Annotated in this window: 15 protein-coding genes; 8 read left to right on the top strand and 7 right to left on the bottom strand. The window is 65.7% G+C overall.

Going from position 1 to position 23,026, the window contains the following annotated elements; genetic code table 11:
* Nucleotides 1-11: 11 nt before the first annotated feature.
* Both ACERLL_RS14420 and ACERLL_RS14415 read left to right on the top strand, forming a co-directional pair.
* A complete protein-coding gene (locus ACERLL_RS14420) occupies nucleotides 12-1,907 on the top strand; it encodes an ATP-binding cassette domain-containing protein (RefSeq protein ID WP_373656806.1) in 1,896 nt (631 codons plus the stop codon).
* A 107-nt stretch (nucleotides 1,908-2,014) separates the two neighbouring features.
* A complete protein-coding gene (locus ACERLL_RS14415; protein WP_373656805.1) occupies nucleotides 2,015-2,674 on the top strand; it encodes an ERCC4 domain-containing protein in 660 nt (219 codons plus the stop codon).
* A 54-nt stretch (nucleotides 2,675-2,728) separates the two neighbouring features.
* On the opposite strand, the gene ACERLL_RS14410 is transcribed toward ACERLL_RS14415, so the two are convergent.
* Nucleotides 2,729-3,595, bottom strand: a complete 867-nt coding sequence (locus tag ACERLL_RS14410) for a RibD family protein (RefSeq protein WP_373656804.1) — start codon at nucleotides 3,593-3,595, stop codon at nucleotides 2,729-2,731.
* Between the two features lie 136 nt (nucleotides 3,596-3,731).
* Here ACERLL_RS14410 and ACERLL_RS14405 point away from each other — a divergent pair, with 136 nt between their 5' ends.
* On the top strand, nucleotides 3,732-4,040 hold the full coding sequence (locus ACERLL_RS14405) for a hypothetical protein (RefSeq protein ID WP_373656803.1): 309 nt from the start codon (nucleotides 3,732-3,734) through the stop codon (nucleotides 4,038-4,040).
* 36 nt (nucleotides 4,041-4,076) lie between these two features.
* Here the strand turns inward: ACERLL_RS14405 and ACERLL_RS14400 are convergent, their stop codons facing one another.
* From ACERLL_RS14400 to ACERLL_RS14390, 3 genes are read right to left on the bottom strand one after another with little or no spacing between them, the layout of a single operon-like run.
* On the bottom strand, nucleotides 4,077-6,530 hold the full coding sequence (locus tag ACERLL_RS14400) for a putative bifunctional diguanylate cyclase/phosphodiesterase (protein ID WP_373656802.1): 2,454 nt from the start codon (nucleotides 6,528-6,530) through the stop codon (nucleotides 4,077-4,079).
* Nucleotides 6,527-7,393 (bottom strand): phosphate/phosphite/phosphonate ABC transporter substrate-binding protein, encoded by an 867-nt coding sequence (locus ACERLL_RS14395; RefSeq protein WP_373656801.1) that lies wholly within the window; start codon nucleotides 7,391-7,393, stop codon nucleotides 6,527-6,529. The genes ACERLL_RS14400 and ACERLL_RS14395 overlap by 4 nt, the downstream gene beginning before the upstream one ends.
* 24 nt (nucleotides 7,394-7,417) lie before the next feature.
* Nucleotides 7,418-9,847, bottom strand: coding sequence for a sucrose synthase (locus ACERLL_RS14390; RefSeq protein ID WP_373656891.1), 2,430 nt, complete (start codon nucleotides 9,845-9,847; stop codon nucleotides 7,418-7,420).
* 175 nt (nucleotides 9,848-10,022) lie between these two features.
* Here ACERLL_RS14390 and ACERLL_RS14385 point away from each other — a divergent pair, with 175 nt between their 5' ends.
* The 4 genes from ACERLL_RS14385 (at nucleotide 10,023) to glgP (ending at nucleotide 15,981) form a co-directional block, all read left to right on the top strand.
* Nucleotides 10,023-11,039 carry a lytic murein transglycosylase gene (locus ACERLL_RS14385; RefSeq protein ID WP_373656800.1) on the top strand — a complete coding sequence of 339 codons (1,017 nt, stop codon included), beginning with the start codon at nucleotides 10,023-10,025 and terminating at the stop codon, nucleotides 11,037-11,039.
* 63 nt (nucleotides 11,040-11,102) lie between these two features.
* The gene (locus tag ACERLL_RS14380) at nucleotides 11,103-11,294 is read left to right on the top strand and encodes a DUF3330 domain-containing protein (RefSeq protein WP_373656799.1); all 192 of its coding nucleotides are present in this window, start codon (nucleotides 11,103-11,105) and stop codon (nucleotides 11,292-11,294) included.
* A complete protein-coding gene (locus ACERLL_RS14375) occupies nucleotides 11,284-13,329 on the top strand; it encodes a M1 family metallopeptidase (protein WP_373656798.1) in 2,046 nt (681 codons plus the stop codon). The genes ACERLL_RS14380 and ACERLL_RS14375 overlap by 11 nt, the downstream gene beginning before the upstream one ends.
* Nucleotides 13,330-13,413: 84 nt before the next feature.
* Nucleotides 13,414-15,981: an alpha-glucan family phosphorylase gene (gene glgP, locus ACERLL_RS14370; RefSeq protein WP_373656797.1), complete on the top strand. Its 2,568-nt coding sequence runs from the start codon at nucleotides 13,414-13,416 to the stop codon at nucleotides 15,979-15,981.
* 182 nt (nucleotides 15,982-16,163) lie between these two features.
* Here the strand turns inward: glgP and malQ are convergent, their stop codons facing one another.
* Genes malQ through glgC form a run of 3 tightly spaced genes read right to left on the bottom strand, consistent with a single transcriptional unit; the run spans nucleotide 16,164 to nucleotide 20,677 of the window.
* Entirely contained in the window at nucleotides 16,164-17,645 is a 1,482-nt protein-coding gene (gene malQ, locus ACERLL_RS14365) for a 4-alpha-glucanotransferase (RefSeq protein ID WP_373656796.1), read from the bottom strand.
* 31 nt (nucleotides 17,646-17,676) lie between these two features.
* Nucleotides 17,677-19,386 carry a glycoside hydrolase family 57 protein gene (locus ACERLL_RS14360; RefSeq protein ID WP_373656795.1) on the bottom strand — a complete coding sequence of 570 codons (1,710 nt, stop codon included), beginning with the start codon at nucleotides 19,384-19,386 and terminating at the stop codon, nucleotides 17,677-17,679.
* Complete coding sequence (gene glgC, locus ACERLL_RS14355; RefSeq protein WP_373656794.1) at nucleotides 19,376-20,677, bottom strand: glucose-1-phosphate adenylyltransferase; 1,302 nt, start codon at nucleotides 20,675-20,677, stop codon at nucleotides 19,376-19,378. Before glgC ends, ACERLL_RS14360 begins: the two co-directional genes overlap by 11 nt.
* Before the next feature lie 153 nt (nucleotides 20,678-20,830).
* Between glgC and glgB the strand changes: the two genes are divergently transcribed.
* Complete coding sequence (gene glgB, locus ACERLL_RS14350; protein WP_373656793.1) at nucleotides 20,831-23,017, top strand: 1,4-alpha-glucan branching protein GlgB; 2,187 nt, start codon at nucleotides 20,831-20,833, stop codon at nucleotides 23,015-23,017.
* The last annotated feature ends 9 nt before the right edge of the window (nucleotides 23,018-23,026 follow it).

Raw genomic sequence — 23,026 nt, 5'->3', positions numbered from 1 at the left:
AGACTTGGCCCATGCTCGAACTGACCAATACCACGCTGCGACGGGGTACCCGGGAGCTCCTGCGTGAAACCAGCCTCACCATTCATCCGGGCCAGAAGGTGGGGGTGGTCGGCGCCAACGGAACCGGGAAGACCAGCCTATTCTCTCTGGTGCGCGGAGAGCTGTCCCCGGATACGGGCTCCGTCTCCTGCCCCGGTGACTGGCGGGTGGCCTGGATGGCCCAGGAGGTGCCAGCCCTCGCCCAACCGGCCATCGAATACGTGCTGGACGGGGACGAGGAGCTTCGCCGCACCGAGGCCGCGCTTGCCGAAGCGGAAGCCGCTGGCGACGGCATGCGCATGGGGGAGCTGCACGCCCATCTGCACGCCCTCGAGGGCTACACCGCCCGCTCCCGCGCCGCCCGGCTGATCCACGGGCTCGGGTTCTCCCCCGAGGAGGAGCACGAGCCCGTGTCGGCCTTCTCCGGGGGCTGGCGCATGCGCCTGAACCTGGCCCGCACGCTCATGGCCCGGGCGGAGCTACTGCTCCTGGACGAGCCCACCAACCACCTCGACCTCGATGCGGTCCTGCGGCTGCAGGAATGGCTGGCCGCCCATCCCGGCACCCTCCTGCTCATCTCCCATGACCGGGACTTCCTCGATGCCGTCGTGGACCGGATCGTCCACTTCCAGCAGGGGACACTCAAGCTCTACACCGGGAATTACTCCGCCTTCGAGGACAAGTACGCCGCGGAGCGGGCCCAGCAGCAGGCCGCCTACGAGAAGCAGCAGAAGGAGGTGGCCCGCATCCACCGATTCGTGGAGCGCTTCCGCGCCAATGCCGCCAAGGCCCGCCAGGCCCAGAGCCGTCTGAAGGCCCTGGAGCGAATGGAGCAGGTATCGGCGGCCCACGCCGACGATCCGTTCCAGTTCTCCTTTCCGGAACCGGAGCGGCTCCCCAATCCCCTGCTGAGCCTCAAGCAGCTTTCCGCCGGCTACGGTGGTGATCCGATCCTGCGCGGCGTCGGCCTGGAGCTTCATCCAGGCGACCGGATCGGCCTGCTCGGCCCCAATGGGGCAGGCAAATCCACCCTGATCCAGGTCCTGGCGGGTGACCTCGCCCCCCAGAACGGGTCGCGGGAACCGGCGCAGGGCCTTACCGTCGGCTATTTCGCTCAGCACCAAGTGGACCACCTGGATCCCCAGGCCAGCCCCTTCCTCCATTTGCAGCGTCTGGATCCGGCTGCTCAGCCCCAGGACTTGCGGGATTTCCTCGGCGGCTTCGGATTCCGGGGTGACGCCGCGCTCGAGCCGACGGCGCCGCTTTCCGGCGGGGAAAAGGCCCGTCTGGCACTGGCCCTGCTGGTCTATCGCCGGCCCAATCTCCTGCTTATGGATGAGCCCACCAACCACCTCGATTTGGAGATGCGCCACGCCCTCACCCTGGCCCTCCAGGAGTTCGCGGGTGCCCTGGTCACCGTCTCCCACGACCGCCATCTGCTCCGCTCGGTTACCGACCGCCTGTGGCTAGTGGACAGCGGCCGGGTGCAGGCCTTCGACGGCGATCTCAATGATTACCGGAAATGGCTCCTGGAACGGACCGCTTCTCCTGGGGGATCGGAGCCCTCCGCTGGCCCGGAGAAAGGGACCGATAGCCATCGGGAGCGCCGACGTGCCGCCGCCGATCGGCGCAAGGAGCTCAAGCCGTTGCGCGACGAGATCCGCAAATGGGAGAAGGAAATGGACCGCCTGACCCGGAAGAAGGAAGAGCTCGAGCAGGCCCTGGCCAATCCCGGACTTTACGCGGATGAGAACAAGGAGCGCCTGCGCGAGCTTCTGCAACAGCAGGGCCAGGTGGAGAAGGAGCTGGGAGAGGCCGAGGAAGCCTGGCTCGAGGCCAGTGAACGGCTCGAGGAAGCCCAGGCCTAAGGAGGCCGGAAGCGGCTGTACCGCTTTCGTATTTCAGTGAGCTCTAATACTTTACAGCTTCCAGCGGACTTTGCCGCCGTCCTTCCCCCCAATGCTTGGAGGTCCTCATGTCCCGGCTCGGAACATCCGCAAAGATCACGGCCGACCCCGCCCAGCGCGGCCGCCTGGCGGAGCACCTCGAGGAGATCCAGGGGGCCGAGCTGGAATTCGAAGAGCTCGATGTAGGCGATTTCCTCCTGGACGGCGAAACGGTGGTGGAATACAAGTCGGGTACCGACTTCATCCTCGCGGTGGTGGACAAGGAGGTCTTCGACACCGCCAACCGCATGAAGGCCCACTACCGCCGCCCCGTTTTCCTCGTGGAGGGCGACCACTTCACCGCCCGGTTCCACCAGACCCCCTTCGATGTGCACTGGGCCATCGGCCATCTCACGGGGGCCTTGGAGATCCCTGTGCTGTACAGCCCGTCGCCCAAGGATTCGGCCATGCTGCTCTACACGCTCGCCGTGGAAGCCCAGCAGAAGGCCGGCGACGCGGAGCAGCCCTTGCGCCCCAACCGGCCGGAAACCCGGCGCGAGGGCATTCGCTTCCTTGTGGAGGGGCTACCGGGCGTGGATCCGGAAATGGCGCGCGCGCTGCTGCGTCACTTCGGAACCGCCCGTGCCGTGTTCCAGGCCGGCCGGGAGGAGCTGCTGGAGGTGGAAGGCATGCGCGAGAAGGTGGCAGACCGGATCAGCGATCTGCTGGACAGCAAGAAGGGTAAATAGCCCCGCCCGCGCTTCTGGCCGTCGGGCGGACATCCTTGTTCACGAACGGTGCCATCAGGGAGCCTGCGCGGCGGCTTTCCGCCCCGCTGTGAGGACCTGGAAAAGCTGTCCGACGCCCCGCGGGGCCGACCAGTCCAGATACAGCTCTTCGAGCCCGAAGGCGGCGGGCGGCTCCAGAAGCGGGCCCTTGAGAAGGGTGTCGTACCCTTCTCCGCCCAGCGCGGTCAGCGCCGTGGTCAGATACAGCCGGTCCAGCTGGGTGTCGCTCAGGAGGGTATGGAGGATCCGCGGGCCCGCCAGGGAGTAGATAATCCCGTTTCCCCGCTCCGCCAGCAGACGTACCGCATCCTGGCCCCGGATGTAGGGCTGGGTATCCAGGCGGACCACCTCCAGTCCGCACCTTCCCAGGCGCGCGGCGCGTTCCGGCGGGGCGCTCGCCGGCGCCAGGATAAGAATCGGAGCGATCGGGAAACGCTCCGCGAGGTCCTCCGGGATGTCGAGATCGGGACTTATGGCGGCCACAAGGGGCTGGCCGACCAGGCCGCGCTTTCGACGCCAGCCGACCAGGTCGGCGTTGGACTCGTTCTGCATATCCAGAAGCTCGGTCTGGCAGCCCCGGGCCACGGCGCGGAGGTGACGCCCGCTGGTCAGCAGCGCATCAGCCTGGATCGCCAGCTCCATGAACAGGCGCCAGTCCCGCTCGTTGGCCACCCCGCGCGGGATACCGCGCTTCCCGGTGGCCGGATCAAGGAGGGCCGCCCGCCCGTCCAGGCTGGTTATGAAGTTGGAATACACGAATGGCTGAACCGGACTCCCGCGCCGCCGCAGGTCATGTGCGAGAAAGGTGCCCTCCAGCGGCTGTTCCCGCGGCGGGCCGGGATGGAAGCGCAATAACGGTTCGGCCACGGGGCAGGCCTCCATTCCGTGACGCCCTCCTACGACGCTAGCCGAAGAGCGCCGGATAGGCCACACCCTGTGCGGCTTCCCGGAATACGACGGTATACTTGGCTTCTAGAGAAATACATGAAAGCGAGCCGGACCACGGAGGGACCGGAACATGGCTCAAAAGCGCAACCTCTACCCCGGAATCCACAACGACCGCTACGGCGGCATGACGGACGCGGGCCTGATCATCCGGGACGCCTGGGTATTCGAAATCCTTCCCGAGACGGAGACCTGCGAGGGGTGGGACTACGGACGCCTGGAGAACCTCTATGGGCAGGTCTCGGAGGCCTGGGAGCCCTACGGGCATCTCGTCAGCAATCTTCCCCCGGAGCTGCGGGAACGCCACGAGCGCATCCACTCCGAAGGCCTCCGCAAGGCGCGGGAGGCCGGCTGGAAGCCGGATCATTCCGGGGAGGACTGAGCCCGGGCGTTCCGGATCGGGGCCGCGCCGCCCCGGTTATTCCTCCCAGCCACCCTTGCCGGCATTGGGATGCTGGCGGGAATCCCCCAGGAATCCGGAGGTGGGCGGTCCCAGGTGGAACCCCTGCCCCATGTCCACCCCGAGCTCCCGGAGCAGGTCCGCGATCCGCTGGCTCTCCACAAACTCTCCCACGCTCTCGATTCCGAGGCTTTCCGCCAGATCGCTCATGGCCCGCACGAAACGGCGATCGAAATCGTCCCGATCCAGGGCCCGCACGAAGCTGCCGTCGATCTTGACCATGTCCACGGGCAGATTCTTCAGGTAGTGGAAGGAGGAAAGGCCCACGCCGAAATCGTCCAGGGCCACACGGCATCCCCGTTCCTGCAGGCTGTGAATGAATTGCCGCGCATGGGAGATGTTCTCCACCGCGGCGGTCTCCGTAACCTCGAATATCAAGGCCCGGGGATCAGCGCCATGGCTCTCGATGGCGGTATTCATGAGCTCCAGGATATCCGCCCGACCAAGGTGGCGGCCCGAGAGGTTCACGGCAAGCGTCACCGGCCTTCCCACGCGCCGCGACTCTCCCTGCACCCGAATGGCATTCTCCAGGACCCAGCGGTCGATCTCCCCGATCATGCCGAACCGCTCCGCCGTGTCCAGGAAAGCGCCGGGCCCCACCAGCTCCCCCCCCTCGGCCTCCATCCGCAGCAGGACCTCATAGTGGCTGACGATTCGCGAATCCAGGCGAATGATCGGCTGGTAGTGGAACAGGAACCGGTCTTCCCGCAGGGCCCGGCGGATGCGGTCCTCCCATTTGATTTTGGCCCGCATGCGGCCGATGGCCTCGTCGCCCTCGTGGTAGACGTGGAGCCGGTCCCGCCCCTCTTCCTTGGCGGTACCGAGAGCCGCATCCGCCTTTGCCAGGAGATCGTCGGCGTGCACACCGTGTCTCGGGAAAAACACCACCCCCATGCTGGCGGTGATGGCGGAGGTATATTGCTCAGACTCCAGAAGTGGCCGGGCCAGACGGGCTCGGATGCGCTCCGCCAGCTCCCGGATCTCCTCCGCGGTGGCGAGCGGACGGATCACCGCGAACTCGTCCCCGCCGAGGCGCCCGAGAATGTCCACATCACCCACCAAGCTGTTCAGGGCCGATGCCACGCGGCGCAGATAGTAATCCCCGGTTCCGTGGCCGAGGGTATCGTTGATGTACTTGAAGCGATCCAGTCCCAGGACCAGCAGCGCCCCCTCGTGCCCGTAGCTCTGCGCGTAGGTGACGTTGCGCTCCAGCTCTTCCTGGAACCGGCCGCGGTTGAAAAGGTCCGTGAGGGGATCATGGTCCGCCAGGTAGATGATCCGCTCCGCCGAGCGCTTCTCCTCGGTCACATCAAGGAGAAGCCCACGCAGGATCAGCGCACCGTCCTCATCCCGGTCCACGGCATTGATGGCCCGCACCCAGATGGCGTGGCCGTCGTGGTGGAGCATCCGGAAGTCGTGGGTGAAGGACCCCGGCTCGCCCTGGTGTCCGGACAGCTCGGCGAGGAAGGCCTCCTGGTCCTCGGGATGGATATGATCCAGCCAGAACCCCGGGCGGAACCATTCAGCCACCGGATGACCGAGCAGATTGCCCGCCTCCTGGCTGACGTAGGTGAGCTGGCGGGTGGTGGGATCGCCTTCCACCACCACCGCTTCCACGCCGTCCAGCAAGGTGCGGAAGTGCCGGGCCTGGCGCTCCAGGGCCCGGTTCTTCTCCTCCAGCTCCGCCTGGGCGGTGGTGAGGTTCTCGGCCATCTGATTGAAGGATTTGGCCACGTGGGCGAACTCGTCCTGCCCACTTACCGGAATGCGGTAGCCGTAATCCCCCTTGGAAAGGGCAAGGGCTCCCTCCTCCAATCGCCGCAGATTGCGGGTAAAGAACAGCCCGAGCAGGAGCGTAGCCAGAATGGTCAGCACGATCTCGATACCGGCGATCACGGTGTTCTGCAGCCGGGTCTGCGCGGTGAAGGCCCGGCCGCGCTCCAGGGAGTGGCCCGTATGCAGGGTGCCGAGGCGCTGACCGTAGAGCCGGATGGGGCTGGCCGTATCGTATACCCCGTCCCCGCCCGACTCCCGTACCCCGGGATCCTCCCGGAAGCGCTCCGGGGGATTACCCAATGCCCCCACCACCCGGCCACTCCGGTCCAGCACCGTCACGTAGACCAGGTTGTCGTTGTTGTGCAAGAGGTTGAGGGCATCCTGGACCAGCGCTGGATCGTCGGCGGCAAGCCCCCGGGCCACCGAATGGCTGAGGAGGTCGTTGACCTGGACCGCGGAGGATTCGATGAGCTGCGCGTGACTGGTGGTGATGATCCGAACGGAATTCCAGACCAGGGCGGAAAGGGAGACCACCTCGATGGCCAGGATGGAAAGTATGAACCAGGTAGAGCGGCGCCTGCCCTTGGTGCCGTTCTTCCCGCGTCCGTCGATCCCCCCCTTCCCCAGCATGCTCATGGGCCGGATCGCGCCGGCAGCGTGATGCCGTACAGGTACGGGCGCAGGCCGACAAAGTCCGCCCGGGAGGCCCGGTGGAAGCCCTGGAAGGTGGTGCGCCGGAGCGGCGCACGCTCTTCGGGCTCCCGCTCCAGGGCGACCAGGATCCGCAGGATCCGTTCACGGACCCTTTCGGGAAGCGCCCGGTGCAGGAGGACGGCGGGGCCCGGCACCCGTTTCGACCATGCGAGGGGGCGCAGGGGTGCTCCCCGGTGCCGGTACTGTCGCCAGATCCGACCGCTCAATACGCCCGCGCAGGCATCGCCGTCCAGCACCGCATGCACGACGGAGGCGTGGGTGGGCTGCACTCGGAAGGTGGGCAGCTCTCCCTCCGGAGGAAGGCGCCGCAACAGCAGATCCCGTCCCATCAGGGTGGCGATGGCGGTTTCCGGGGGCGTGGCGATGGTCGCGCACGGCAGGGTCTCGACACGCTTCGCGCCGGCTACCGAGGGAATTACCACAACGGCACGCATGGCGCCCGTCGTCCGGGCACCGATCTCATAGGGTCCGCGGGCCTCGGCCGCGAGGGCCAGATGGGGCGCGGTGAGCACCATGCCGTATTGGCCCTCGTCGGTGCGCTCTATGAAGGTGGCGAAATTGCGGGCGGTTTCCAGCTCCACGCGGGTCGTCAGGCGGTCATTCAGATGGTTCCGGAGCGGCGCGAAGCGCTTGAACAGCGCGCCGGGGGCGGCATAGGGAAGGACCCCGAACACCAGCGGCCCGCGAGGTGTCTCCATGGCCCATCCCGGACGCGCCTGGATGAGCAGTAGCACCAGGAAGGCACCGAGCATCCGGCATAGCCGGGCCCCATTACCAGGCCTCATCGCCCGCGCACTCCCGTTCAGCGGTCATTCCTCCTCGGCACGGGCCTCCCCCACATGCCGAGCCAGGGGCCTGAACTGGAGACCGTAGAACATCTCCAGGTACCGCCGCGTCTCGTCCCGCTCCAGGTTGGTCACGTACTTCCAGAATCCGTAGATGCGGGAAAGGGTCATCATCCGCTCCGCGTACAGCTCCCAGGTGTACCGGGCCTTGACCCGGGCCATGGCCGCTTCCGAGACCTGCGTCCAATAACCGGGCTCCGCGACGCACTGCTCCAGGAAATCGGCCATGATGTCAGCGCTCTGCTGCCCATGGTTGGGGTTGATGTGAAACCCGGAATGGCCGTGCTGGATGATCTCCAGGGGCCCGCCGTAGGCGGTGGCGAAGGTGGGTAGGCCGGAGGTCATGGCCTCGATCACGGTGAGGCCGAAGGCCTCGAACAGGGCGGGCTGCACGAAGGCCCCGCCGTTATCGGCGATGTACCGGTAGAGCTCCCCGGCCAGATTCTTGTCCAGGTGCGTACCCAGCCAGCGCACCTCGCCGTCCAGATCGTGGGTGTCCATGAGCTGGTGCATCTGCTCGATCTGGGCCCGCTCCTCCCAATTCACGGACCGGGCGGTATCCACATGTCCGGCGATCACCAGCAGATTGGCCGCTCCCCGGAGCCGGGGGCTGCTCCCGAACCACTCAACCAGGCCAGTGATGTTCTTTATGCGATCCAGCCGCGCCAGGGTGAACAGGACGGGCTTTTCGGGATCCACGAAGCTGCCCCGAGCATCGGCCCGCTCCCCGCCGTACACCAGCTCCCGGATCTCTTCGTGGAGCCCGGTGAGCCGGTGATCCCGATTCGTGTAGGGGAAATACACCTCGGAATCCGCCCCCGGAGAGACGATATTGAACTTGGGATCGTAGATGTCGATTCCGTTCAGGACTCGATACAGGCCGGGCATTGTAAAGGATTCATAGCTTTCGTACTGACCCATGGACTCACCATCCCCGGCGATCTCCTGGTAAGTGGAGGTGATGATGAAATCAGCGGCGTTCATGCCGATTAAATCCGCCGTGAACTGCGCGGAGAAATGGTACTCGCCCTCGTTTTCCCGCCAGAACAGGTCCGAGTAGAGGTGCTTGGGCTTTTCCAGGGCGTGGGCGATATTGCACTGGGTCACGTGGAGACGCTGGGCCAGCAGGGTCGCCACCAGGTTGCCGTCCGAGTAGTTGCCGATGATGAGGTCCGGGCGGCCCCCCAGCTCCGCCAGGAGCTCCTTCTCCGCTTCCACCGTGAACCGCTCCAGATAGGGCCATACCTCGAACCGTGATACCCAGTGCGGCACCACTTCACCCTGTTCGGTTCGGAACGGAACGCGCAGGATGTGGGTATACTTAGTGGAGAGGACGTGCTCCCGGTGCTGGTCGCAGGTGGTTCCCTCCGCCTCGGGGATGAGGCGGGTCAGGATGCGGATCTTGGGCTCGATGTCCAGGCCCTGCTCCCAGATGCGCTGCCGCATCTCGGATTCCAGGGCGCGCACCTGATCCAGGATGTAGACCACCTGGCCCCCCGTATCGGGCTTGCCCAGCACATTGGACTGGCCGAAGAAGCCATGCGGGGAGATTACCGCCAGATTGAAGATCATGGGGATGCGGCCCAGGAACCGCTCCAGGGTGGCGGGCTCCGGGGCCTCCAGGATATCCGAGAGCAGGTGCAGGGTGTCACGGATGCGCGCCACGTCGCGGCCCCACCCGGGCTCGAAACCAAGATCCCACAGGTAATGCTCCACCTGCGCCCAGCCCGCGCTCTGGTCCTCCCTGGCGAGCCGCTGCTCCGCGCTCCGCAGCGCGGCCCGCAGCTCGTCCACGGTCTGGATACCGCCGTTCAGCATGAGCTGCTGCCCGCGGTACTGATGGAGGCGCAGGAAGCGCAACAGGCTCTGATCTCCCCCGTCCAGGTCCTGGAACAGCTGGCTGGAAAGCCGCCGGTTCAGGAACTCCACCCCCCGGCCGATGGACCTGGTTTCCTGCAGCTTGGGGAATTCCCGGGAAAAAGGCGCCAGGTCCACCTCCAGGCACCAATCCTCCTCCGGATCCCGCCGGGTCACCTGCCGTTCCTTGAACTTGAGGAACTCCGACACGGAAATGACCTCGAACTCTACCTCTTCCACATGGAAGCGCAGGTATTCCCATGTCGCGATGGCCGGGCGGATGGAAAGACAGATCCAGGGGGCCTCCAGCACGGCCTCCTGGGCGACGGCTATGATGCGTGCCAGGGGGCTCTTCTCCATTCCCGGGGAAGTGCTCGCCGCGAACTGCGCGAGCTCGTCCCACAGATCGGAATGAAGCAGAAAGGAGCGCTCCAGGCTCAGGTAATGGCGCAGGAGGAGGTAGACGTCCTCCCGCTGCTCATGCAGATATTGGGGGAGCGCCCCAACGGGGATGCCGTTTCTGACCCGGGAATCCACCAATCACTCACCTTTGCGCCCGACAGGCGCCTCGACAGCCCAAATAGGCAGGTTGCCACCCAGTCCAAGCCCATTCCAAATCGAATTCAGTATCCACCCATCCTGGACCAAAAGGAATCGGACAGGAATTTTTCCAGCTTTATTCCGAGGTTATGCCGTGCTCCGGATTGTTGTCATGCTGATTTTCGGATTGGCTCCCGCCCTTGCGGTAGCCACCGACCTGGAGGGGACCGCCCGCCAATTCGAGCACCCCGACCGCTACCGGGTGCTCTTCAGTCGCCTCATCGACCGGGGTATTTCCCCCGAGCGCATAGAGGACCTGTTCAGCTCCGAGAAAGCCGGGCTGCGGGATGAAAAGGCGGTCCGCCTGCGGACGGACATCTCCCAGATCCCCAAGCACAAGGCCGCGGAGCGCAAGGCCAACCGGCGTTACGTGTACGAGGCCAAGGTGCTCGCTAAGAACCTGCGCGAGTACGCCCCCGTCTACGAGCGCATGGAAGAGGAATATGGAATCCGCAAGGAGATCATCGGGGCCATTCTGCTCAAGGAGAGCGCCCTGGGCCGTTACGACAGCTTCGGCCATGACGCCTTTGTCGTCTTCAACAGCCTTCTGGACAGCCTGGCCGTGGGTCCCGATGCCTCGCTGCGCATGAAGCGCAGGGTGCCGCGGCTGCTGGATATGGCCGCCGAGCAGTTGGTGGCCCTGGTTCTCTACGCGGAGCGGCAGGGCATCAAGCTGGCCGAAACCCCCATTCGCGCCAGCTACGCCGGGGCAGTGGGTATTCCCCAATTCCTCCCCGCGAACATGGACCATGCGGTGAGTGCCGGTGAAGCCCCCCCCGACCTCACCCAGCTCCCGGATGCCATCCTTTCCGCCGCCAACCTGATCCGCAACAAATTCGGCTGGCCCGACGAACAAGTGGACTTCGGCCGCCTGGATAACCTGGACCGGATCGTGGAGGCCTGGCTGGAATTCGATGACGGCCGGGCCAGCTTCGCCATGGCCAGCAACGCCGACGGCCAGGAGCTGCGCCGTTTCGACAAGGCCCACTCTGACATTCCGAATGTGGAATATGTCGGAAGCTATGTTCGCGCCATCATGCGATACAACTACTCCTCCGATTACGCCCTGGGGGTCCTGCAGATCGCCAACCGCGTCAACACGCTAATGGAAGAGAAAGAAAGCTTATGAACCGTTAATACACTTTTTTTGCATTCTCTTTAATAATAGGTCGAGGCCGCACCGGAGGCGGAGATGAATGATCCAGGAAAGCCTGGGCAGCACCAGCGGGTATCCTGCGAGGTCTGCCTGGCCGAGATCCCCCGCAACGAGGCCAAGAGCCTGGAAAGTCAGGAGTACGTACTCTATTTTTGCGGGCTTGGGTGCTATGACCAGTGGGTGGCCGAAGCGGAGCCCCGAAGGGGGGATGCCGGGGATGAGGGGTAGCCTCCTGCCCCTGCTCCTCGTCCCCCTACTGATTGTCACGGGGATGGAGTCCGGAGCAGCCGAGAGCGACGTGCTTCCAGACCACCACATCCGGGTCACCCTGGATCCCGGGGCAAGCCGCCTTCAGGGTGTGGACCGCATCCGCTGGCAGGGCGAGGGGCCCTTCTCCTTCCGGCTCCACCCCGATCTGGCGGTCCGGTCCGTGCAGGTGGACGGCCGGGAGTACCCCGGTGGGCGAAAACCCGGGAGCCCCCGCCTATGGACCGGGGACCGCTCCCTGAAAGCCGGGGACCATACGGCGGATGTGCGATTCGCAGGCACGCTTACGGGCCGGGATACGGCCACCTCTCGCTCTGTACTCAGGGGCTTCGGTCCGCGATTGGGAGGAAAGGGCGTTTTCCTGGGCGGCGGGAGCTGGTATCCCCGCCTCGGCAATCGCCTGCACACCTATGAGCTGGCGGTCAATGCGCCCCGGGCAATCCGGGTTGCGGCACCGGGGAACCGGGAAACCGGGCACGTCACCGAATCCCGCCGCGTCACCCGATTCCGGGTGGAGCACCCTGCCGAGGCGGCGGTGGTCCTGGGTGGCCCCTACACGGTCCAGCGGCGCTCCGCCTCCCGGGAAATCCCGGTGGCGACCTTCTTCCACCAGGGACTCGAGGGGCTCGCCGATGCCTATCTCGCCGACTCCGCGCGGTACATGGAACTGTTCGAGAAGCGCTACGGCCGGTATCCCCATGCCGGTTTCGCCGTGGTCAGCAGTCCCTGGCCCACCGGATTCGGATATCCCGGCATCGCCTATCTCAGCCGCCGCATCCTGCCCCTGCCCTTCATCCGCCAGCAGTCGCTGCCCCATGAGGTGCTGCACAACTGGTGGGGAAACGGGGTCTACGTGGCACCCGGTAGCGGCAACTGGGCGGAAGGCCTGACCACCTTCGGCGCGGACTACCGCCTGCGGGCGCGATCCTCTCCAGAGGCCGCCCGCAGGATGCGCCTGCGCTGGCTGCAGGATTTCGCCACCTACAACCGGGACGGACCGGCGCCGGCCTTGCGGGATTTCGGCGCCCGGGTGAACGAGGTCTCCCGTACCGTGGGCTACAACAAGGCGGCTTTCCTCTGGATCATGCTGCGCGACCGGCTGGGCGGCGAGTCCTTCAATGCCGCCCTGCGTCGCTTCTACCGGGAGCACCGCTACCGGCGCGCGTCCTGGGGCGATCTCCAGCAGGCCTTCGAGGGCGCCAGCGGGCGCGAGCTGGGCCGCTTCTTCCAGGCCTGGCTCGACCGCCCGGGCGCCCCGAGCCTGCGCATCGCCGCGGTCCGTTCGGACGGGGACCAGGTTCGGTTGACGCTGGCCCAGGAAGTCCCGCCCTACCCCCTCCATCTTCCGGTTCACCTGCAGCATGCGGACGGCTCCGTCCGTAAGGTGACCGCGCTGCTGAACGAGCGCCGTCAGACTTTCCGCTGGCCGGTGCCGGAGAAACGGGTTACCGGGGTTGCCGTCGACCCCGACTACCGGGTATTCCGCAGTCTGGCCCCGGCCGAGGTACCGCCGCGGCTTTCCGCCGTCCTGGCCAAGGCACCCGCCCGCCTCCGTCTTGACCCCGGGCTTTCCGGCAAGGACTGGCGCTCCGCGGCGCGGCAGGTGAGACGAGCCCTCGGCCGGGGGGAGCAGGAATCCGCGGCGGATGGGAAAGGAAGGCCCACGATCCGCATCGTGCCGCCGGACAAGCTGGCGGGAGCCTGGGGAGACCTGGACGGTCATCGGTCGTTTCCGGATTTCCCCCGGGAGTCCACGGCCCGCGTCCTTGTGGGCCGTAGTGGTCCCGGCGAGCCCCCCAGCCTGCTCGTCGCGGCCCGATCCCCGGAGGCTCTGGCCGCCCTGAGCCGGCCCCTCCCCCACTACGGGAGCTACGGCTGGCTTGCGTTCCGGGGGGCCGAAAATGCCGCGAAGGGACGCTGGCCCGTTCCCGGGCATCCCCTGCGGCGTTCCCTGGAACGCCCCCCGGACCGGAAGGAGACGCATGACGGGGACTAGGGGTCTTTCCGTATTTTCACCCGCCGCCGGGGCCCTATACTTGGCTCCGCGTAACCAATTTCCTTTTGCCAGGTAATCACATAAATGCCCGGAACCCGCTACCGCCTGGAAGTCCAGCCCCGAATCCCGGAGAATCTCGCCCGGCTGCGTGAGCTGGCGAACGACTTCAAATACACCTGGGACCGCCGCATCCGGGGACTCTTCTACCAGCTGGACCACGAGGTCTGGGAGAGCTGCGGGCACAACCCCAAGATCTTCCTGCGCCGTGTCAGCCAGTCCCGTCTGGAGCAGGCGGCCCGGGACCGGGTCTTCCTGGAGGAGTACAACCGGGTACTGTCCAGCTTCGACAGCTACCACAAGGAGCCCATGCGCTCCGAGCTTCAGGAGCATCTGAGCCACGACAAGGACCTAATCGCCTACTTCTGCGCCGAGTTCGGCTTCCATGAGAGCCTGCCCCTGTACTCGGGCGGCCTGGGCATCCTGGCGGGGGACCTGGTCAAGGCCGCCAGCGACATGCACCTGCCCATGGTGGCCGTGGGGATCCTCTACCGGCAGGGCTACTTCGTGCAGACGGTGGATGCGGAAGGCAACCAGGTGGCCCACTACAACCCCACCGATTTCGCCGACTTGCCCATCGAGCCGGTGCACAACGAGGACGGCGAGGAAATCCACATCACCGCCCCGCTACCCGGGCGCGAAGTGCGGGTACGGATCTGGCGCGGAAGCCTGGGACACGTCTCCATCTATCTGCTGGACACCGACCTTCCCGACAACGACGATCAGGACCGGTCCATCACCTATCAGTTGTACGGCGGCGACAATACCGTCCGTATTCAGCAGGAGATCGTCCTGGGCATCGGCGGTGTCCGTGCCCTGCGCGCCCTCGGGCTGAATCCCTCCGTCTGGCACATCAACGAGGGGCATGCCGCCTTTCAGGCCCTGGAGCGCTGCCGCGAGCTCCTGGCCCGCGGCATGGACCTGGACACCGCCCTGGAGCGCGCGGCGAGCGCCACCGTGTTCACCACCCACACCCCGGTACCCGCGGGTCACGATATATTCGACCCCGAGCTCATGGGCACCTATTTCGCCTCCTATGTCGAGGAGGAGCTGGGCGCGGAAATGGACTGGCTCCTGGGGCTCGGCCGGAGCGGGCTGCACGGCGACGGCGGTTTCAACATGACGGCGCTGGCCATGCGTACCTCCCGCTACCAGAACGGGGTGAGCCGGATTCACGGCCGGGTGGCCTCGGAGATGGAGGGCTATATCTGGCCCGAGGTTCCCATGGAGGAGAACCCCATCGGCTACGTCACCAACGGCGTACACGTCCCCACCTTCTTGGCCCGGGAATGGGTGAGCTTTTTCGATCTCCACTTCGGCGGACAGTGGCGGAGCGAGCTCCTCAACGAGGACTTCTGGAAGGGCATGGACCAGATCCAGGACCACAGCTTCTGGAGTCTGCGGCAGACCCTGAAAGCGGAGCTCTTCACCGAGGCCCGCCAACGACTCATCCATCGGCACCGCCGCAACGGTGCCACGCAGGCCCAGATCGAGCGGCTCACCGAGCACCTTTCCCCGGATCGCACCGATATCCTGACGGTGGGCTTCGCCCGCAGATTCGCCACCTACAAGCGGGCCACCCTACTGTTCACCGACCCGGACCGTCTGGCGCGACTGGTCAACGACCCGGATCGCCCCGTGCTGTTTCTGTTCTCCGGCAAGGCGCACCCCAATGACCAGCCCGGCCAGCACCTCATCAAGGTGATCCACGAGTTCTCGCGGCGCCCGGAGTTCGAGGGCAAGATCATCTTCCTGGAAGGCTACGACGTGGCCCTGGCCCGGAAGCTCGTGACGGGTGTGGATGTCTGGCTCAATACCCCGGAATATCCCAAGGAGGCCAGCGGCACCTCGGGCCAGAAAGCCGGCATCAATGGCGGCTTGAACCTTTCCGTGCTCGATGGCTGGTGGGGCGAGGGCTACAACGGCGAGAACGGCTGGGCGATCACGCCCCACGACCCGGAGATGAGCAGCGACTACCGCAACCGGGAGGAGTCCAAGGAGCTCATGGAGCTCCTCGAGGACCAGGTGGTGCCGCGGTACTACCGGCGCAACGGGCACGGCTACAGTCAGGAATGGGTGCGGATGTCCAAGAACGCCATCAAGTCCCAGATTCCGCGCTTCAACGCCCAGCGCATGCTCATGGACTACGTCCGGGACTTCTACGGTCCGGCGAGCCGTCAGCAGCGGCGCCTGGCGCGCAACGAAGGGGAATCCGCCCGCGCGCTGGCGCGCTGGAAACGGCGCGTGAACGAAGCCTGGGACAGCGTGCGGATGGAGCGGCTCGACTGGTTTCCGCACACGCTAACCAGCGGCGACAAGCTGCCCATCACCGTCGCCGTGCACCTGAACGGACTGTCGCCGGAGGACGTGCGGGTCGAATGCCTGGTGGGCCGGGAGAACGCGCTGGGCGGCTTCGATACGCAGGAGCGCCACGGACTGGCGCATCTGGAGGAAAAGGGACCGGACGGCGCCACCCTATTCCATCTGGACCTGGAGCCGACCCTGCCCGGGCTGCAGTTCTACAAGCTGCGGATGTATCCCTATCACCCCGATCTCGCGCAATTGCACGAGACCGGACGCATGCTCTGGCTGTAGCCCCCGGGGCTTCCGGGCCACGAAAAAGGCGACCTCCCCACCCCTTTGCGGACTTCCCTACTGCGGGATCTGGGGAGGTCGCAGCCCGTGTCTGTCACTTATCAACGACAGACCATGGTTGTCAATAAATTTTACGCCGCTTGGCGCGGACAGCGCCGGAGCCACGCGTCTCGGCTTCCGCCTTAGGTGCGGTCATAAAGGCGGTTCAGCCGCGCCAGCCGGGAAGCCAGCCCTTCCGGGACCCACTCCCAGCGGAAGCGCCACTGCCAGTTGCCCTCCATGGTCGCCGGCTGATTCATACGGTGTCGGCCATCCAGCCCGAGGAGATCCTGCATGGGCACCACCGCCGTCCGTCCCACCGAGGCCAGGGCGGCACGCACTAACGGCCAGGGTACGGGCTCCCCGGGATAACCCAGATACTCCCGGACTTCCTCCTGAACCTCCCCGGAAACCTCCTCCTGCCACCAGCCCAGGGTGGTGTTGTTGTCGTGGGTTCCGGTATAGACCACGAAGTCCCGCTGGTGGTGGTGCGGCAGATAGGGATTGTCCGGGCCGCCGCCGAAGGCGAACTGCAGGATCTTCATGCCGGGCAATCCGAAACGCTCCCGGAGTCCGGTCACCTCCGGGGTGATCACCCCCAGGTCCTCGGCCACCAAGGGAAGATCGCCCAGGGCCTCCTCCAGGGCGCGGAAGAAATCCGCTCCCGGCCCCTGTACCCAGCGCCCTTCCGTGGCGGGCTGTCCCTCCGGGACCTCCCAGAAGGCCACGAAGCCGCGGAAATGGTCGATACGCACCCAGTCGAACAGCTCCAGCTGGGTACGCATGCGCTCGATCCACCAGGCGTATCCGTCCGCGGCGATACGGTCCCAGCGGTAATGGGGATTGCCCCAGTACTGCCCCGTCTCGGAGAAATAGTCCGGGGGCACTCCGGCTACGGTGGCCGTGCTCCCCGCTTGGTCGAGGTCGAATAGCTCCCGGTGGGCCCACACCTCGGCGCTGTCGTGGGCCACGAAGATGGGCAGGTCCCCGAAAAGCAGGATGCCTCGCTCGTTGGCGTAGTCCTTGAGCGCCCGCCACTGCTCAAAGAACTGCCACTGTACGAACCGATGGAGCGCCATCTCCCCGGATCGGCTGCCGGCGGCCTCTTCAAGGGCATCGGACCTCCGGTCCCGCAGCGGCGCCGACCATTCCCACCAGGGCCGCTCCCCTTCACCGCGCAGGGCCATGAACAGGGCGTAGGCTTCCAGCCAGTGGGCTTTCTCCCGGCAGAACGCATCGAAGGCCTCCCACGCCGCACCGTCCGCGCGCTCCAGGAATCCGGCGTGGGCGCTGCGCAGGCATTTCCAGGTATGGGCCTCCGCATCCTCCCGATCGCCCGGCGGTTCCGGAACGCCGTCCAGCCAACCCGCCTCCGCCAGGGGCTCCAGGGCCACCAGACGCGGATTCCCCGCATGGGCGGACAGGCACTGGTAGGGGGAGCCATCGTCGTGCGTAGGGCCTAGCGGGAGGGTCTGCCAGACGCTGAGCCCCCCTTCCGCGAGGAAATCCACGAAACGGTGGGCATCGGGGCCGAGGTCACCGTTCTCCCGGGGACCGGGTAGCGAGGTGGGATGGAGTAGGATGCCGGCTCGGCGCCGGGCAACGGGGCCGCGCTGCACGCTCATGGGGAAGGTCCCTTCGCGGTGTGGAGGTTGCTCACTGCGCCTGGCCCGGTCGCATGACGCCGCCATGGGCGGGGCGTCCGCTGCCGTGGGCGAAGGTATGGGCGAGGTATTCCGGGGGCTCCACGCCCAGGGTCCGGTACAACCGGCTGATATGCAGCCGGTACAGCCGTTCGAAATCGCGCACCACGTCCGCCGGGTTGTAGTCCCCGAACCACCAGAACCAGTCGGAGCCCTCGCAGGTCGCCAGCTGGTTGGTGGCCTCCCTCAAGGCGGCTTCATCCAGCCGTCCTTCCTCGACGATCCGGTCGTATGTCTCCTTCACGTCCACCAGCATCTCCCAGCCGCGGTTCTTGTCCTTGTCCCCGATCCAGGTGGAGAGGGTCCCGTAGACCCAGCTTCCGGCCACCAGGTGCTCCAGATCGTTCACCGGGACCTCCCGCTCCAGGGCATCGGAGAAGGTGGTCAGCTCGATACCGGCATGCTCGGAAAGACGTTGGTAGAGCCCACTGAGGAAGTAGTAGCCGTTCTCCGGGTAGTGCTCCCAGGCATTCTCACCGTCCAGGATAATGGGCACCACCGGATCCGGCTGGTCCGCCGTGGCCTCGCCTATCTGTTCCAGGCGGTTGATCAGATCGCCCACCGCGTCGTCGGCGTGCCAGTCGGAGTACTGGAAGCCGATCAGGTCCGACAGCTCGTCGTCGCGGAAAAAGCAAGGGGTACCCGTCCCCCGTAGCTGATACGGGTGGCAGAGACTGGCGCCTGCGGTGTCGCCATATTTCTCATATTTTTTGCCCAGACTGTTGCCCAGCACTCCCTCTCCCGTGGCCGCCCAGGTAAAGCCAGCTTCCGTGAGGAGCTGCAGGCTCTGCTCGCTCACCGCCCCTTCCGAGGGCCAGCACCCCTTCGGTGCGATACCGAAGTGGCGCCGGAAGGTTTCCACCCCCTCCCGCAAGTGCCAGCGTGCCCGGTCCACGCCTCCCGGATACGTGGACCGTTCCGGCAAGGGACTCTCCGGAAGCGTCTCGCGCATGGAACGGAAATCCAGCAGCAAAGGAAGGATCGGATGGGCGTACGGGGTAACCGAAAGCTCAACCTGGCCGTTCTCCGCCAGGCGCCGGTATCGCTCCGGAATGGCTTCGAGCAGCTCGCCGATGATGGACAGCAGATGGCGCCGGTCCTCCACCGTGAAACCGCCTCCTTTCTCCTGCAGGCCCCGGATCCGGGGATCCTCCCGACGCACCGTCTCGCCCATCCAGGCCAGGTGGTACCAGGTCAGGATATCGGCGATGAACTGGTCGTCGATATAGAGCAGCGCCTCGGGGTCCCCCTCCAGCCACTCGGCCATGCCCACCAGCCTCCGGAAGGCCGGGAAGCGGTCTACCACATTCTTCCGGTTGGCCCGGGTGCAGTCCTGGATCAGGGTCAGTCGCTCATCGTTTCCCGCAGGAGGAACCGGACTGTCCAATGCCGCCAACAGCGGATCCCGGATGGGCGCTCCCTCGCGCAGGTGATCCCGAATCTGCCGGGCGTAGCTCTCCAGCTGGTCGAGGAGGATCGGAGCGAAGTTGACTACCGCCCGCGCCTCGGGAATCGCCTCCAGGTGGGCGGCCATATCCACGTAATCCTTGATGCCGTGGAGATAGGTCCAGGGCAGCTGGTAATTCCCGGAGCTCGGGTCCAGGTACTGGGGCTGGTGCATGTGCCAGCAGAGAACGACCTTCAGCGGGCGGTTATCGGACATGGTGCAGTTGCATTCCCAGCATTTCGGGGGTTACCAGGACGACGCCCCCGGGACTGACGTCGAATCGTTCCGCATCGGCCTCCGGATCCTCGCCGATCACCATCCCCTCGGGGATCCGGCAGCCCCGATCCACCACCGCCCGTTTCACCACCGCCCGGTCGCCCACCTCCACGTCCGGAAGGATCACCGAATCCTTCACGTAGGCCCGGGAATGGACGTAGACGTTGGAGAAGAGCAGGGAATGCCGGACCACGCCGCCGGAGATGATGCAGCCTCCGGAGACCATGGAGTCCACGGCCATCCCACGCCGGTCCTCGTCGTCGAAGATGAATTTGGCGGGGGGAAGCTGCTCCTGATAGGTCCAAATGGGCCATTCCTGATCGTAGAGGTTGAGCTCGGGGGTGATGCCGATGAGCTCCAGGTTGGCCGCCCAAAAGGCATCGATGGTTCCCACGTCCCGCCAGTACCCCTGATCCCCGGTCTGCGGATCCCGGAAGGGATAGGCCATGACCTTCTGGCGCTCGATCACCTTCGGAATGATGTCCTTGCCGAAGTCATGGGAGGAGAAGGAATCGTCGGCATCCTGGATGAGCTGTTCGTAGAGAAACTGGGTGTTGAATATGTATATGCCCATGGAGGCGAGGGAAACCTCGGTTTCCCCGGGCACCGGATCGGGCTCCTCGGGCTTTTCCGCGAACTTGACCACGCGGCCGTCGGGGTCGGTGGTCATCACGCCGTAGGCCTTGGCCTTCTCGCGGGAGACCTCGATGCAGCCCACGGTCATGTCCGCCCCGCTTTCCACGTGACGGGCGATCATGGGGCCGTAGTCCATCTTGTAGACGTGGTCCCCGGCCAGGATCAAGACGTACTCCGGGTGGTGTCCCCGGATGATGTCCAGATTCTGATAGACGGCATCGGCGGTTCCCTGATACCAAGAAGTTGTGATCCTTTGCTGCGCGGGAAGCAGCTCCACGAATTCGTTGAACTCGCCGCGCAGGAAATTCCACCCTTTCTGTACATGGCGGATCAGGGAATGGGCCTTGTACTGGGTAAGCACCCCGATGCGGCGGATTCCGGAGTTCATGCAATTGGACAGCGGGAAATCCACGATCCGGAACTTCCCTCCGAACGGGGTGGCGGGCTTGGCCCGCCACAGGGTCAGGCGTCCCAGGCGGGAGCCGCGCCCGCCGGCCAGGATCAGGGCCAGGGTTTCCTTGGTCAGGAGGCTGACGAAACGGGGATTTTCCGTGTTTTCCCGGAGGGGGGCGGCTCCATGCTCTCGATCGCTCATAAGATTCTTGCAGGCTCCCTGGCGCACCTAGTTCGGAGGCAGTGCGTTACATTGGCTGTGTAATTCCAATTAACCATTGACCGGGGCAGCCGTCCAAGACCATGGCTTCCCCCCGGCCGCCCTTTCCGCACCAGCTTGGCCACAGGACACCCCATGCCACAGGAATCGCCCACCATGGATCCCGGCCTCCGGGAGCTTCTCGAGGCCCGCCATTCGGACCCCTTCGCCGTGCTCGGCCGCCATCGGGAGGGTCCCGAGGATGTCATCCGGACTTTGCTTCCCGGTGCCCGTAGCGTGCGCATCGAGGAGACCGGAGCGGAGCTGGAACGGGTGGCGGACACCGACCTGTTCGAATGGTACGGCATCGGCGACCACCTGCCCGTCCACTACCGCCTGACCTGGGTCGATGCCGAGGGCGCCGAGCATTCGGTCATCGATCCCTACACCTTCGGCCCCCGGCTCGCCGACTTCGATCTTCACCTGTTCCGGGAAGGGCGCCACTGGCACGCCTACAATTTCCTGGGCGCCCACGTCCACGAGGCGGACGGGGAAACCGGCGTCCTGTTCTCCGTGTGGGCACCCAATGCCGAGCGCGTCAGCGTGGTGGGCAGCTTCAACCAGTGGGATGGCCGCCGTCATCCCATGCGGGCCCGCGGCGATAGCGGCGTCTGGGAGCTGTTCGTACCCGGCCTGCATCCGGGCGAGCTGTACAAGTTCGAGATCCGTAGCCGCGTCACGGGGGAAGTATTGCTCAAATCGGACCCCTATGGCCGCCGGTTCGAGGTCCGGCCGGACACCGCCACCGTGATCGAAGGCCCCTGCCGGTACGAATGGGGGGACGACGACTGGATGCGGGACCGGGAGGAATGGGAGTGGCTCCATGCCCCCTTGGCCGCCTACGAGGTACACCTGGGATCCTGGCAGCGCGCCGAGGACGGTTCCTTCCTGGACTACCGGGAGCTGGCCCACCGGCTGGTGGATTACGTAACGCGCATGGGCTTCACCCACGTGGAGCTCATGCCCGTCTCCGAGCATCCCCTGGATGCCTCCTGGGGCTACCAGATCACCGGTTTCTACGCCCCCACCAGCCGCTTCGGCGATCCGGACGGGTTCCGGTATTTCGTCGACCATTGCCACCGCAACGGCATCGGCGTGCTGCTGGACTGGGTCCCCGGCCACTTCCCCAAGGACCCCCACGGACTGGCACGGTTCGACGGCACCGGCCTCTACGAGCACGAGGATCCGCGCCAGGGCGAGCACCGCGACTGGGGCACGCTGATCTTCAATTACGGCCGCCCGGAGGTGCGCAACTTCCTGCTCTCCTCGGCCTTCTTCTGGCTGGAGGAATTCCACGTGGACGGCCTGCGGGTGGACGCGGTGGCGTCCATGCTCTATCTGGACTACTCCCGCGGCGCCGACGATTGGGTCCCCAACCTCTACGGCGGCCGGGAGAACCTGGAGGCCATCGATTTCATGCGCGAGCTCAACCGGGTGGTTCACGAGCGCCATCCGGGGGCCCTGGTGATCGCTGAGGAGTCAACATCCTGGCCCCAGGTTACGCGTCCACCCTACGTGGGCGGCCTGGGCTTCTCCATGAAGTGGAACATGGGCTGGATGAACGACACGCTGGAGTACATGGCCCTGGATCCCATCTTCCGGCACTACAACCACGACCATCTTACCTTCGGGCTCATCTACGCCTTCACGGAAAACTTCGTCCTGCCCTTCAGCCACGACGAGGTGGTGCACGGCAAGGGCGCCATGGTGGCCAAGATGCCCGGGGACGAGTGGCAGAAGTTCGCCAATCTGCGCCTGCTCTATACCTATATGTACGCCTATCCTGGCAAGAAGCTCCTGTTCATGGGCAATGAAATCGGCCAATGGGAGGAGTGGGGCGAGGAGCGCGGGCTGCGCTGGGAGGTCCTGCAGCATGGCTTCCACAACGGCCTGCAATCCCTGGTGGCGGACCTTAACCGCGTCCACCGCGAGGAGCCGGCCCTGTTCCGCCACGATTTCAGCGAGGAAGGCTTCGCCTGGATCGACTGTCACGACGCCGACCAGTCCACCCTCTCCTTCCTCCGCTACGACGGGGGCCGGCTGGTGGTAGGCGCCTTCAATTTCACCCCGGTGCCGCGTGCCCCCTTCCGTCTGGGTGTTCCCCGCGGCGGGCATTACCGGGAGCTGATCAACTCCGATTCGGCCTTCTACGGCGGCTCGGACCTGGGCAATGCGGGGGGAGTCACCGCCTCGGAAGCGCCCTGGATGGGGCATCCCTACTCCATAACCCTTACCCTCCCGCCGCTCGCCGGGATCATCCTCCGTCCGTCCGATTCCCAGTAAGGCGGGCGA

Source organism: Thiohalorhabdus sp. Cl-TMA, from assembly GCF_041821045.1.
Classification (GTDB): domain Bacteria; phylum Pseudomonadota; class Gammaproteobacteria; order Thiohalorhabdales; family Thiohalorhabdaceae; genus Thiohalorhabdus; species Thiohalorhabdus methylotropha.
Note: the sequence above shows the minus strand (reverse complement) of the source record. Positions and strands in the feature narration are given on the sequence as shown.